We start from the raw sequence: 13394 nt of genomic DNA, 5'->3' as shown, positions 1-13394 counted from the left end.
AAGGGTAGGGCAGTGCGGACCTATATTGCGCTGCTCTATTCCATCGTGCTCACGCCGCAGCGCCGCGTGGTGATGGCCGACCTCAAGGCGATGGCCGAGGGGCTGGGCTTCGCAAACCTGCGCACGCTCGCCGCCAGCGGCAATCTGGTGTTCGATGCACCCGAAACGCCGATAGCCGAGCTGGAAAGCCGGCTGGAGGCGGCTTTTCCCAAAACCTTCGGCCGGCATGTCGACATCATCGTGCGCGACGCAACCGGCTGGCTGGCGCTGGCCGCCGGCAACCCGTTCCCGAACGAGTCTCTCGAGGCCGCCGACCAGGTTGCGGTCCGCGTCATGCGCCGACCGGCGCCGGCGGCCGAAATCGGTTCGCTCAAGGCCTATGCGGCAGCGGACGAGAAGATCGCGATCGTCGGCGGCGACATCTGGATCGTGTTTTCGCGGGAGCGACCGAATTCGCGCCTGCTGTCCGCCGTCGGCCACAAACGCCTCGGCATCGGCACCTCGCGCAACTGGAACACCGTGCGCAAATTGGCCGAGATTCTAACTCCGTAATCTTTTACTTACACATGAAATCCAGGGTGCTCGGCGAGAAGGGCCGGGGCCGCCGCGCCAGTTTCGCCGGTTGCGCATTCGGGGCAGCCAAAGTGAAGCCAAGGCACGCGACTTTGAAACCGTTTGACCCGATTTTGCAGTCATTTGGCTCAAGGTGAATAAATCCGCGGGCCGTTTCAGGGCCCTTGATCGGCAAATCATTGAAAGCGAACGCGTTAGTTTTTTCACCGCGTCCCCGGCCGGGCGTCGATGTCCACATCGGAGGCCTGGACCGGACATATCCATTCCGGACGCGGTCGTGAAAAACGGCAAGAAAAAGGGCGGAAAACGCGGCAATCGCGCCTCCGCCCGTCGAGGTTGGGAGAGCAAAAATCCTAGGCTTTGACCGGCACGGCGGCTGAGGCCGAGCGCAAGATGTAGTAGATGACCCCGGCAATGGCGACGCCGAAGAACCAGCCATAGACACCCCACCATACCGGCAGCCAGTTGGTGAAATTGGGCAGGATGGACGAGAAGACAGCGCCGATGCCGGCCGCGATGAAGGCGTTGACGTGCCAGCCGCCCTGGAAGCGGAACTCGCCATCCTCGCGGTAGAGTGCCTCGACATCGACCTCGCCTTTTCGGATCAGGTAGTAGTCGACCATCATCACCCCGAAGATCGGGCCCATGGTAGCGCCGATGATGCCGACAAAGCTCGCCGCGCTGCCCTCCCACGGTGCGAAGGGATAGAGGATAAGCGCAATCAAGGCAGCGATATAGCCGCCTTTCTTGAAGTCGATCTGGCGCGGGAAGACGTTGGAGAAATCAAAGGCCGGCGAGACGAAGTTCGCCACCACATTGATGCCGAGCGTCGCCACCGCGAAGGTCAGCGCGGCAAGCAGCGCCAGGAACCAGCTATCGAATTTTGCCGATATCTGGTCGGGATGCAGCAGCACTTCGCCATAGACATCATAGGCCGCGATGGTCGTGACGCCGGCGACCAGCGAGAACAGGATCAGGTTGACCGGCAGGCCCCAGATGTTGCCCTTGCGCAGCGCCGCCTTGTCCGGCGCATAGCGGGCGAAATCACAGAAATTCAGGTAAAGCGCCGAGAAATAGGTGACCCAGATGGCCGCGACGCCGAACAGCGCCGTCCATGAGCCTGGATCGCCCGGAATACCGGCGTCCTTGGTCTTTTCACGCAGCACGTCGAGCGGGATGTCGCTGGTGAAGGCGAATTTCCCTGATTTTACACAGAGATAGATGGCCAGGATCAGCATCATGATCCACACCGCCGGTCCGGCCCAGTCCTGGAAACGTCGCACCGTCTCCATGCCTTTCTGGATGATAAGCAGCTGCAGCGCCCAGATGACGACGAAGCAGATCACTTCCAGCGTTGAGTGGCCGAGCAGGTGGTTGTTCTGGTGGAAGGCGAGCATGCCTTCGTTGCGGATCAGCAGCGCGACGATGGCACCGGAGGCGGCGGCCGTCTGCGCGCCGTACCAGAAACAGGCGACAATGGCGCGCACCAGCGCCGGCACGTTTGCGCCCCAGATGCCGAAGGAAGCCCGGGCGAGCACGGGGTAGGGCACGCCGGTCTTGACCCCGGCATAGCCGACGAGGTTCATCAGCGCGTAGATGATCAGCGAGCCGATACCAATGGCGATGATGAAGTTGAAAAAGCCGCCGCAAAAAAGGAACAGACTGGCGGCCAGATAGTATCCCCACAGACTGTGGACGTCGGAAGTCCATACGTTGAAGATCGAGAATGGCCCCCAATTGCGGACCTTGGCGGGCGCCAGATCCTCATTGTAAAGGCCGGGCGAAGCTCCTTTGATGGTCATAGTTGTTCCCTCTCATGACCTTGTTTTTTTGTAGTGCAGGTTAGGTCTGACGTTGGGTAAGGGGAAGAAAATGATTTGCCGGGTTTTCCGAAAAAGATATTCAACGAGAAACAGGGTTATCGGCTAGCGATTCTGCGCTCGCCGGCCACGCGGTTGAGTCGTCGAGAACTGCCGAGGATGGCTTGAATGATTGTCGCGCAGGACGGCACTGTTACGCTGAAAACCTGGTCTTCCAGGGATTTCGACATCCTCGAACGCTGCAATACGCCAGCGGAAAAGCAGCACATAGGCGGTCCTGAAACACCTGAAAAGCTGGCCGATCGCCACCGGCGCTACCTGGAGAGCACCGCTCCAGGCGAAACCCGGATGTTCAAGATATCGTTCGATGGGGCAGGCGCCGGCTCGGTCGGCTATTGGCGGAAAACCTGGCAGGATCAGCCAGTCTACGAAACCGGTTGGGCGGTCGTGCCTGAATTGCAAGGCCGTGGCCTCGCTGCCAGGGGGACCGGCCTGCTGATCGGCGTGTTGCGCGGTGAGGCGCGGCATCGTTATCTGCACGCCTTCCCGTCGCCCGATAATTTCGCTTCCAACGCGATCTGCCGCAAACTCGGTTTTGTCCTGATGGGCGAACATGATTTCGAATACCCGCCGGGCAAGCTGATGCGCAGCAACGACTGGCGTTTTGACCTGCAGTCGTAGGCTGTTACTTACCAATCGTCGGGCAATTCCACCGTTCACGTCACGCGGTTGACGCAGGGGCGTGGCAGGGAATGCGGCCGGAGCGCGATTGCGCCGCCATTTCGCTTGAACCGGCAGCCAGAATGATGCACACCGCCGCCAACATGCACCGACCAGCCCATCCGCTCGATCATATCGTGCTGCCGACTGAAAGCCTCGGCGCGGCAGAGGCTCGGCTCGCCGCTCTCGGATTCACCGTGGCGCCGCGTGGCATACATCCTTTCGGCACCGAGAATTGCTGCGTTTACCTGGCTGACGGCACCTTTCTCGAGCCGTTGGCCGTGGGTGATGCCGAGGTCGCCGCGCAGGCAATCATGGCCGGCAACGTCTTTGTCGCCCGCGACCACACCTATCGCGAAGAGCATGGCGCCGAAGGGTTTTCGGCCATCGTCTTCGGTACCGAAGATGCCGACGCCGACCATCGTGCCTATGTCGAGGCGAATATTTCGGCCGGCGAAAGGCTCGATTTTTCGCGCCCCTTCACCGACCGCTCCGGCAAGAGCGACACGGTTTCATTCCGGCTGGCTTTCGCCTCCGGGCGCGATACGCCGGACGCCTTCGTCTTCGCCTGCCAGCGTGTCAATGCCCCCAAGGTCGACCGGGCCGCACTGCAAGCGCATGCCAACGGCGCCGTTGCAATCCGCGGCGTTGTGGCGGTGAGCGACGATGTGGCGAGGCTGCGCAAGCTGCTCGCTATTGCCGCGGGCGCGCCCAACAAGGCCGCTGTGGCGGAAAGTCGGCTGGCTCTGCCCAATGCCGATATCGAGTTGATGCACGGGGCGGAGTATGAGGCGAAGTTCGGTCTTGGTGCCGGCGCGCGTTCGGCTTTGCGTTTCGTCGCCGTGGTCTTCGCGACCGCCGATCTTGTTGCGACCGAACGTCTGCTTGTGTCCGCGCATGTAAAACACCATCTGCGCGATGGCCGGCTTGTGGTGCCCCAAGCAGACGGCCAGGGTGCAGCCTTCATCTTCGAGGAACGGACATGACCAAACCCAATGCCAAAGTGACCGTCGGCAAGACACTGTTTGCCAATGACGCGCCGCTGTCGCTGATTGCCGGTCCATGTCAGTTCGAGTCGCGCCAGCATGCTTTCGACATGGCCGGCAAGCTGAAGGAACTCACGCAGAAACTCGGCATCGGTTTTGTCTATAAATCTTCCTTCGACAAGGCCAACCGCAGCTCGCTGTCCAGCACGCGCGGCGCCGGTCTCGAGGCAGCATTGCCGGCCTTTTCAGACCTCCGCAAGGAACTCGGCGTAACAATCCTCACCGACGTCCACACTGAAGAGCAGTGCGCGATCGTGGCGCCGCATGTTGACGTGTTGCAGATCCCGGCGTTCCTGTCGCGCCAGACCGACCTGTTGGTGGCTGCAGCCAAGACCGGCAAGGTCATCAACGTCAAGAAGGGACAGTTCCTGGCGCCGTGGGACATGAAGAATGTCGTGAGCAAGGTGACCGGTTCGGGCAACGCCAATGTGCTGGTGACGGAGCGTGGTGCCTCCTTCGGTTACAACACGCTGGTCTCCGACATGCGCGCGCTGCCGATCATGGCCGAGATTGGCGCGCCGGTGATTTTCGACGCCACCCATTCCGTGCAGCAGCCGGGCGGGCAGGGTGCCACCTCCGGCGGCGAACGTCGTTTCGTCGAAACCCTGGCCCGGGCCGCTGTGGCTGTGGGTGTCGCAGGTGTCTTCGTCGAGACGCATGAGGACCCCGATAATTCGACCTCGTCGGACGGGCCGAACATGGTGCCGTTCAAGGACATGCCGGCGCTGCTTGAGCGGCTGATGGCTTTCGACCGCATCGCCAAGGGCTGACGGCGGCGACCCTGTATCGACTACCCTTGCTTGCGAGCGCTGGCGGCCGGTTGTAGGCTCGCCCGGCAAATTGGCTCGTCGTCAGGAGTAGGATATGTCCGTCGCCCGCGTTACCGAGATCACTGCATCATCCAAGAAGAGCTTCCAGGACGCCATCGAGAAGGGCGTCGAGCGCGCTTCCAAGACGCTTAAGAATGTCGAGGGTGCCTGGATCCAGGACCAGAAGGTCGTGGTCGAGAACGGCAAGATCGTCGCCTACCGGGTCAACATGAAGGTCACCTTCATCCTCGCCGAGTGATCCCAAGCAGCAAGCCTGGAACAACGCTTCCTCGTTGAAGCGCCGCCAAGCGCAACGTTATGCTCCAACCAGAACAAAAATCTGAGGGGAGTGGAAAATGGTTGCGACGGCGTTTCCGGTCTTCGATCTTTCGCGTTTCGAGGCGGCGGATACGGCTGGGCGCAAGGCGCTTGGCCGCGAGGTCGACGCGATCTGCCGGGAAACCGGCTTTCTCGCAATCAGCGGCCATTCGGTACCGCCGGCGGTGATCGACGCCGTCTGGTCGAAGGCCAAAGCCTTTTTCGATCGGCCGCCGGAAGCCAAGGAAAAGGTGAGGGCGCCCTATCCCGGCTATCCCTATGGTTATCTCGGTCCCGGCGTAGAGGCGCTGGCGAGGTCCAAGGGTGCTGACACGCCGCCGGATTTGAAGGAAAGTTTCAATGGCGGTCCGCTCTCGGTGCCCGAGGGGCTGACCGATCCGCAGGCGCTGTCCTTCTGCTACGCCGAGACGATCTGGCCGGATGCGCCGGATGGTTTCGTCGAAGCGTGGAAAGCCTATTACACCGCCATGGAAGATCTGGCGGCGCGCATCATGCGCGTCTTCGCCGTCGCGCTCGACCTGCGGGAAGACTATTTCGAGCCGATGATCGATCGGCCGATCAGTGCCTTGCGGGCGTTGAACTATCCCGAGACCGACACCCCGCCGCTGGTCGGCCAGCTGCGCGCCGGCGCCCATACCGACTATGGCAGCCTGACCATCCTTCTGCCGCAGCCGGGTTCGGGCGGCCTGCAAATTTACACGCCGGAAGGGGAATGGCGCGAGGTGCCGCCGGTAGCGGGCGCCTTCGTCATCAACATCGGCGACCTGATGGCGTTGTGGACCAACGACCGCTGGGTTTCGACACTGCACCGTGTCGTCAATCCCGATGTCGGTGCGGCCAAATCGTCCAGGCGCCAGTCGCTCGCCTTCTTCCATCAACCCAACTGGCACCAGGAGATCGCCTGCCTGGATACCTGCCTGAAGCCGGGAGAGGTGCCGCGCTACCAGCCCGTGCAGTCCGGTCCCTACCTGATGGGGAAATTCAGCGCGACGGTGAAGCCGGCAGCCTGACAAAGGCCGAAAACTGGCTTTTAGCGCGTTGCGTTTCGCGGGGCTTGGGCTATTGAGTTTGCGCAGCGTCACCCGCCGGTGAGCCCCGCATTTTGTCCTCATCCCAAGCAGGAGCCTCAAATGACCGCCATCATCGACATAGTTGGCCGTGAAATCCTCGACAGCCGCGGCAATCCGACGGTCGAGGTCGATGTCGTCCTCGAAGACGGTTCGATGGGTCGTGCCGCAGTGCCATCCGGTGCCTCCACCGGTGCGCATGAGGCGATGGAGTTGCGCGACGGCGGTCCGCGCTATCTCGGCAAGGGTGTCGAGCGCGCCGTCGAGGCCGTCAATGGCGAGCTGTTCGAGGCGATCGGCGGCATGGAGGCCGAACACCAGATCCAGATCGATCAGACCATGATCGAGCTGGACGGCACGCCGAACAAGAGCCGGCTGGGCGCCAACGCCATTCTCGGCGTCTCGCTCGCCGTGGCCAAGGCTGCGGCCGAGGCATCCGGCCTGCCGCTCTACCGCTATGTCGGCGGCCCGAACGCCCGCGTGCTGCCGGTGCCGATGATGAACATCATCAATGGCGGCGCCCATGCCGACAATCCGATCGACTTCCAGGAATTCATGATCATGCCCGTCGGCGCGCCGACGCTGCGCGACGCCGTGCGTTGGGGTTCGGAAATCTTCCACACGCTGAAGAAGGGCCTGAAGGAAGCCGGCCACAACACCAATGTCGGTGACGAGGGCGGTTTCGCACCGAACCTGAAGAGCGCCCAGGCCGCGCTCGATTTCGTCATGGCCTCGATCGAAAAGGCCGGCTTCAAGCCGGGCCAGGACGTGGCGCTGGCGCTCGATTGCGCTGCGACGGAGTTCTTCAAGGGCGGCAACTACGTCTATGAAGGCGAGAAGAAGACCCGCGATCCCAAGGCGCAGGCAAAATATCTCGCCAAGCTCGCCGCCGACTATCCAATCATCTCGATCGAGGACGGCATGGCTGAGGACGATTGGGAAGGCTGGAAGTATCTGACCGACCTGTGCGGCAAGAAGGTGCAGCTGGTGGGCGACGACCTGTTCGTCACCAATTCGGCGCGCCTGCGCGATGGCATCAAGATGGGCGTCGCCAACTCGATCCTGGTCAAGGTCAACCAGATCGGCTCGTTGACCGAGACGCTTGATGCGGTGGAGACTGCGCACAAGGCCAGCTACACCGCCGTCATGTCGCACCGTTCGGGCGAGACCGAGGATTCGACCATCGCCGACCTCGCCGTCGCCACCAATTGCGGTCAGATCAAGACCGGCTCGCTGGCACGTTCGGACCGCACCGCCAAGTACAACCAGCTGATCCGCATCGAGGAAGAGCTCGGCAAGCAGGCACGTTACGCCGGCACGTCGATCCTCAGAGCCTAATCAGGCAAATCCAGCCTCAACGAAGGGCGGGCCTGAGGCCCGCCCTTTTTGCATCCGCGGCCTCGCCGTAACCCTCCATTAAGCACAATCGGGCGACAAGAGGTGGACGAGGAGTCGCGCCGATGTGGACACGCCAGCACAAGCAGACAAATGCCGGACGGCTGATCGTGCCGTCCCTGTGCGCGCTGTTCTTGAGCTATTTCGGCTATCATGCCTATCATGGCGCGTTCGGCATCAATTCGAAGGCCAAACTCCAGGCGCAGGTCGCGGGCTTGCAAGAACAGCTGGCGTCGGTGAAAGCGCGCCGCATGGAAATCGAGCAGCGGGTCCGGCTTCTGCATGACGGCTCGCTGGAGAAGGATATGCTGGACGAGCAGGCGCGCCGCACGCTGAATGTGACGAGCGCCGACGAGCTCGTCATCATGCTGCCGACGAAATCGAATTAACCGAAAGTCGGTTAATCAAGGTTATTTTCAATATTTCTAATCGCTTACGTGCATGTCAGCCATGCATTTTTCCGCATGGCGGAACGGCAGCTTGCATGTTAGCCTTTTCTCCAATCGGTGGGGAGAGGCAAGCTGCTCCCCCGTGTCCGCGAAGAGACGCAACAGGGAGTGAAGCATGGCAACCGCCGCCAGAAAAGCGCCTGCCAAATCCAAATCCGACGGCAAATTGCCGAACCTCTCAGCTCCAAAACCGTTAGACTTTTCAAAGGAGCAGGAACTCTCCGCCTACCGCCTGATGCTGTTGATGCGCCGCTTTGAAGAAAAGGCCGGCCAGCTCTACGGCATGGGTTTCATCGGCGGCTTCTGCCATCTCTATATCGGTCAGGAGGCTGTCGTCACTGGTCTCAAAATGTCGCTGATCGAAGGCGACCAGATGATCACCGCCTATCGCGACCACGCACATATGCTGGCCATGGAGATGAGCCCGCGCGGTGTGATGGCCGAGCTGACCGGACGCCGTGGAGGCTACTCCAAGGGCAAGGGCGGCTCCATGCACATGTTCTCCAAGGAAAAGAATTTTTACGGCGGTCACGGCATCGTCGGCGCGCAGGTGTCGCTGGGCACGGGCCTCGCCTTCGCCAACCGCTATCGCGGCAACAAGAATGTCTCGGTGACCTATTTCGGCGACGGCGCCGCCAATCAGGGCCAGGTCTACGAAAGCTTCAACATGGCCTCGCTGTGGAAGCTGCCGGTCATCTATGTGATCGAGAACAACCGCTATGCCATGGGCACCTCGGTGACGCGCTCGTCGGCCGAGACCGACTTCTCGCAGCGCGGTCTGTCGTTCCGCATCCCCGGCATCCAGGTCGATGGCATGGATGTGCGCGCGGTAAAGGCCGCTGGGGAGCTCGCTACAGAATGGTGCCGCGCGGGCAACGGCCCGATCATCCTCGAAATGCAGACCTATCGCTACCGCGGCCACTCGATGTCGGACCCGGCCAAGTACCGGAGCAAGGAGGAAGTGCAGAAGATGCGCTCCGAGCACGATCCGATCGAACAGGTCAAGGCGCGCCTGGCCGCCAAGAAATGGGCGAGCGAGGACGATCTCAAGGCCATCGACAAGGACGTGCGCGACATCGTCGCCGACGCCGCCGACTTCGCCCAGACCGATCCCGAGCCGGATGCGTCCGAGCTCTGGACGGACATCACGATCTAAGGGGAGGGTGCGACCATGCCGATCGAAATTCTCATGCCCGCGCTCTCGCCGACCATGGAAGAGGGCAATCTGTCGAAATGGCTGAAAAACGAGGGTGACAAGGTCGCCCCGGGCGACGTCATTGCCGAAATCGAGACCGACAAGGCGACCATGGAAGTGGAAGCCGTCGACGAAGGCACGCTCGGAAAGATCCTGATCGCCGCCGGTTCCGAAGGCGTCAAGGTCAACACGCCGATCGCGATGCTGTTGCAGGACGGCGAAAGCGCCGGTGATATCGGCAAGGCGGCCGCACCGGCCAAGGCCGAGGCGCCGGCCGTAGCCGAGCCAGCGCCGGCTCCGGCCGAGAAGCTGGCCGCCGCTCCCGTCGCCGCGGCGCCGAAAGCGCAGATCGCGGCCGATCCCGATATTCCGGCCGGAACCGAAATGGTTTCCACCACCGTGCGCGAAGCCTTGCGCGATGCCATGGCCGAGGAAATGCGCCGTGACGCGGACGTCTTCGTCATGGGCGAGGAAGTCGCCGAATACCAGGGTGCCTATAAGATCACCCAAGGCCTGCTACAGGAATTCGGCCCGCAGCGCGTGGTCGACACGCCGATCACCGAGCACGGCTTTGCCGGCGTCGGGGTCGGTGCCGCGATGACGGGCCTCAAGCCGATCGTCGAATTCATGACCTTCAACTTCGCCATGCAGGCGATCGACCAGATCATCAACTCGGCGGCCAAGACGCTTTATATGTCCGGCGGCCAGATGGGTGCGCCGATCGTGTTCCGCGGCCCGAACGGGGCAGCGTCGCGCGTGGCGGCCCAGCACAGCCAGGACTATGGCGCCTGGTACAGCCACATTCCCGGCCTCAAGGTCGTGCAGCCTTATACGGCGGCCGACGCCAAGGGGCTGCTCAAGGCAGCGATCCGCGACCCCAACCCGGTCATCTTCCTGGAAAATGAAATCCTCTACGGCCACTCCTTCGACGTGCCGAAAATGGACGATTTCATTCTGCCGATCGGCAAGGCGCGCATCCACAAGGTGGGCAAGGACGTCACCATTGTTTCATGGGGCATCGGCATGACCTACGCGGTCAAGGCCGAGGCGGAACTGGCCAAGCTCGGCATCGACGCCGAGATCGTCGATTTGAGAACCATCCGCCCGATGGATATCGATACCATCATCGCCTCGGTGAAGAAGACCAATCGCCTGGTCACGGTGGAGGAAGGTTTCCCGCAGTCCTCGGTCGGCGACTACATCGCCAACCAGGTGTCGCGCCGGGCTTTCGACTATCTCGACGCGCCGGTCATCACCGTCGCCGGCAAGGACGTGCCTATGCCCTATGCCGCCAATCTCGAGAAGCTGGCGCTGCCTAATGTCGCGGAAGTGATCGAGGCGGTGAAAGCCGTCACCTATCGCTGATCTGGCCGGGAGGACAACATGCCGATCAACATCACCATGCCGGCCCTCTCGCCCACCATGGAGGAGGGCAATCTTGCCAAATGGCTGGTCAAGGAAGGCGACAAGGTTTCGCCGGGCGACGTGATCGCCGAGATCGAGACCGACAAGGCGACGATGGAAGTCGAAGCCGTCGATGAAGGTACCGTTGCCAAGCTGGTTGTGCCGGCTGGCAGCGAGGGTGTAAAGGTCAACGCCGTGATCGCCATCCTGGCCGCCGAAGGCGAGGATGCCGGTGCCGCCGCCAAGGGTGGTGCAGTACCCGCCAAGGCGGAGGCGCCCAAGGCGGAAGCGCCGGCCGAAGCTCCGACAGCTCAAACCGCTGCGGCAGCGCCAGTTGCACCGAAGCCGGTTGCGAATGGGGCGGCACCTGTTGCCGCCGGCGAGCGCACTTTCGCGTCGCCGCTCGCTCGTCGCATTGCGAAGGATGCCGGCGTCGATGTCTCCGCCGTCACCGGTTCCGGCCCGCATGGGCGCGTGGTGAAGGCGGATGTCGAGGCGGCGCTTGCCGGTGGTGGCGTGGCCAAGGTCGCGCCTGCTCCGGCCGCAGCACCTGCCGTTGGCGGTGCACCGGCTGCCAAGCCGATGTCGGACGAGGCGGTGCTGAAACTGTTCGAGCAGGGTTCCTACGATCTCGTCCCGCACGACAATATGAGGAAGACCATCGCCCGGCGTCTGGTCGAGGCGAAGTCGACCATCCCGCATTTCTATCTCACACTCGATTGCGAGCTGGATGCGCTGTTGAAACTGCGTTCCGAGCTCAATGCCGCCGCCCCGATCAAGAAGACCGACAAGGGCGACGTGCCAGCCTACAAGCTCTCGGTCAACGACATGATCATCAAGGCGATGGCGCAGGCGCTGGTTGCCGTGCCCGATGCCAACGCCTCGTGGACCGAGACCGCGATGGTCAAGCACAAGCATGCCGATGTCGGCGTGGCGGTGTCGATCCCGGGCGGGCTGATCACGCCGATCGTCAGGAAGGCGGATCAAAAGACCTTGTCCGTCATCTCCAACGAGATGAAGGATCTGGCAAAACGGGCGCGCGACCGCAAGCTGAAGCCGGAAGAGTATCAGGGCGGCACGACGGCTGTCTCGAACCTCGGCATGTTCGGTATCAAGGACTTTGCCGCCGTCATCAATCCGCCGCATGCGACGATCCTGGCGGTGGGTGCCGGCGAGGAGCGGGCGGTGGTCAAGGGCGGCGAAGTGAAGATCGCCACCGTGATGTCCGTTACCCTTTCGACCGACCACCGTGCCGTCGACGGTGCGCTGGGTGCCGAACTGCTCGGTGCCTTCAAGCGCATCATCGAAAACCCGATGGCTATGTTGGTTTAGGCGGCCGGGTTGGGCCGCATGAAAACCATCCTCTGCTACGGCGATTCCCTGACCTGGGGCTACGATGCCTCAGGTCCGGGGCGCCATTCGCTCGAAGATCGCTGGCCGAGCGTGCTGCAAGCTGAGCTTGGCGCCGATGTCCATGTCGTCGCCGAAGGGCTGAACGGCCGCACCACTGCCTTTGACGACAATTTTGCCGAGGCCGATCGGAACGGCGCTCGCACTTTGCCAACGGTTCTTGGCACGCATGCGCCGCTCGATCTCGTCATCATCATGCTCGGCGCCAACGACATGAAGCCGTGGATCCACGGCAATCCGCTGGCGGCCAGGCAAGGCATGGCGCGACTGGTCTCGATCGTACGCGGCTATGATCACGGCATGGGCTATCCGCCGCCACGGGTGCTCCTGGTTTCGCCTCCGGTGCTTAGCCACACGACCAATTCCGAATACAAGGAAATGTTCGCCGGCGGCGACAAGGCCTCGCAGCACCTTGCGCCGCTCTATGCGGCGCTCGCCGAGGAAGTGGGCTGCGGCTTTTTCGACGCAGGTACGGTGGCACGAACGACACCGCTCGACGGTGTTCATCTCGACGCCGACAACAGCCGCAGGATTGGTGCGGCGTTGGTGCCGAAAGTGCGTGAGCTGCTGGGGTTGTGATGGCAGCGGCGACAACCATTCGCAGGGCCGAGAAGCGCGATGCCGCCGAGCTCGCTATTCTGGTCGATGTAAGCTCGCACGGTTTCGCGTCGTGGTTCTGGTACGGGGCGGTGCTTGACGGTTCCAAGGAAACCGCCTTTGAACAGGGGCGCTCTTTCATGCGTTCCGACACCGAACAGGCCGCGTGGAAAGACGCCAGCCTGGCCGTGATCGGCGAGGAAGTTGCTGGCGTCGTCATCGGTCATCCGATCGAACCGTCGATCGTCGACGCGGAGGCGCCGCATCCGGTCATCGAGCCGATCCTGGCCTTGCAGAAAACGCTGGTCGGCCACTGGTTCCTCGACAGTCTTGGCGTATACGGGCACCATCGCGGCAGGGGGCTCGGCAAGCGGCTTCTCGACCACGAAATCGCACGCGGAGGCGGCAGGCCGATGAGCCTGATCACCGAAAGCCACAACGAGACGGCGCTCGGCCTCTACGGGTCGCGCGGATTCGTGGAAGTGGCCCGCAAACGCGCTGTACCGCTGTTAGACAACAGCAAAGAACATGGCTGGGTGCTGCTGACGCGCGGCGCCGCTTGATGAGAAG

General features: G+C 62.4%; 14 protein-coding genes. 13 read left to right on the top strand and 1 reads right to left on the bottom strand.

All coding sequences use genetic code 11. The features are described from left to right. Positions 1 to 12: 12 nt before the first annotated feature. Positions 13 to 552 carry a DUF1697 domain-containing protein gene (locus QFZ88_RS00850; RefSeq protein WP_024924072.1) on the top strand — a complete coding sequence of 180 codons (540 nt, stop codon included), beginning with the start codon at positions 13 to 15 and terminating at the stop codon, positions 550 to 552. Positions 553 to 926: 374 nt separating this feature from the next. Here QFZ88_RS00850 and QFZ88_RS00845 read toward each other — a convergent pair whose 3' ends face one another. Further along, the gene (locus tag QFZ88_RS00845; RefSeq protein WP_024924071.1) at positions 927 to 2375 is read right to left on the bottom strand and encodes an NCS1 family nucleobase:cation symporter-1; all 1449 of its coding nucleotides are present in this window, start codon (positions 2373 to 2375) and stop codon (positions 927 to 929) included. A gap of 186 nt (positions 2376 to 2561) precedes the next feature. Here QFZ88_RS00845 and QFZ88_RS00840 point away from each other — a divergent pair, with 186 nt between their 5' ends. The 12 genes from QFZ88_RS00840 (at position 2562) to QFZ88_RS00785 (ending at position 13387) form a co-directional block, all read left to right on the top strand. Further along, a complete protein-coding gene (locus tag QFZ88_RS00840; RefSeq protein WP_024924070.1) occupies positions 2562 to 3074 on the top strand; it encodes a GNAT family N-acetyltransferase in 513 nt (170 codons plus the stop codon). A 122-nt stretch (positions 3075 to 3196) separates the two neighbouring features. Then, the gene (locus QFZ88_RS00835) at positions 3197 to 4099 is read left to right on the top strand and encodes a VOC family protein (protein ID WP_051504901.1); all 903 of its coding nucleotides are present in this window, start codon (positions 3197 to 3199) and stop codon (positions 4097 to 4099) included. Next, positions 4096 to 4929 carry a 3-deoxy-8-phosphooctulonate synthase gene (gene kdsA / locus QFZ88_RS00830; protein WP_024924068.1) on the top strand — a complete coding sequence of 278 codons (834 nt, stop codon included), beginning with the start codon at positions 4096 to 4098 and terminating at the stop codon, positions 4927 to 4929. Before QFZ88_RS00835 ends, kdsA begins: the two co-directional genes overlap by 4 nt. Positions 4930 to 5023: 94 nt before the next feature. Beyond that, entirely contained in the window at positions 5024 to 5227 is a 204-nt protein-coding gene (locus tag QFZ88_RS00825; RefSeq protein ID WP_024924067.1) for a dodecin family protein, read from the top strand. 97 nt (positions 5228 to 5324) lie between these two features. After that, positions 5325 to 6317, top strand: coding sequence for an isopenicillin N synthase family dioxygenase (locus tag QFZ88_RS00820; RefSeq protein WP_024924066.1), 993 nt, complete (start codon positions 5325 to 5327; stop codon positions 6315 to 6317). A 120-nt stretch (positions 6318 to 6437) separates the two neighbouring features. Then, a complete protein-coding gene (eno, locus tag QFZ88_RS00815; protein WP_024924065.1) occupies positions 6438 to 7712 on the top strand; it encodes a phosphopyruvate hydratase in 1275 nt (424 codons plus the stop codon). Positions 7713 to 7834: 122 nt separating this feature from the next. Further along, the gene (locus QFZ88_RS00810; protein ID WP_024924064.1) at positions 7835 to 8158 is read left to right on the top strand and encodes an FtsB family cell division protein; all 324 of its coding nucleotides are present in this window, start codon (positions 7835 to 7837) and stop codon (positions 8156 to 8158) included. Between the two features lie 175 nt (positions 8159 to 8333). Then, a complete protein-coding gene (gene pdhA / locus QFZ88_RS00805) occupies positions 8334 to 9374 on the top strand; it encodes a pyruvate dehydrogenase (acetyl-transferring) E1 component subunit alpha (RefSeq protein WP_024924063.1) in 1041 nt (346 codons plus the stop codon). 15 nt (positions 9375 to 9389) lie between these two features. Continuing rightward, positions 9390 to 10778, top strand: a complete 1389-nt coding sequence (locus QFZ88_RS00800) for a pyruvate dehydrogenase complex E1 component subunit beta (RefSeq protein WP_024924062.1) — start codon at positions 9390 to 9392, stop codon at positions 10776 to 10778. A gap of 18 nt (positions 10779 to 10796) precedes the next feature. Beyond that, entirely contained in the window at positions 10797 to 12149 is a 1353-nt protein-coding gene (locus QFZ88_RS00795; protein ID WP_024924061.1) for a pyruvate dehydrogenase complex dihydrolipoamide acetyltransferase, read from the top strand. Between the two features lie 18 nt (positions 12150 to 12167). Next, a complete protein-coding gene (locus QFZ88_RS00790; protein ID WP_024924060.1) occupies positions 12168 to 12806 on the top strand; it encodes an SGNH/GDSL hydrolase family protein in 639 nt (212 codons plus the stop codon). Beyond that, positions 12806 to 13387, top strand: a complete 582-nt coding sequence (locus tag QFZ88_RS00785) for a GNAT family N-acetyltransferase (protein WP_024924059.1) — start codon at positions 12806 to 12808, stop codon at positions 13385 to 13387. The genes QFZ88_RS00790 and QFZ88_RS00785 overlap by 1 nt, the downstream gene beginning before the upstream one ends. The last annotated feature ends 7 nt before the right edge of the window (positions 13388 to 13394 follow it).

The sequence above is a fragment of the Mesorhizobium sp. YL-MeA3-2017 genome (assembly GCF_030814575.1).
Classification (GTDB): Bacteria; Pseudomonadota; Alphaproteobacteria; order Rhizobiales; family Rhizobiaceae; genus Mesorhizobium; species Mesorhizobium terrae.
This window is presented reverse-complemented; position numbering and strand designations above follow the sequence as displayed.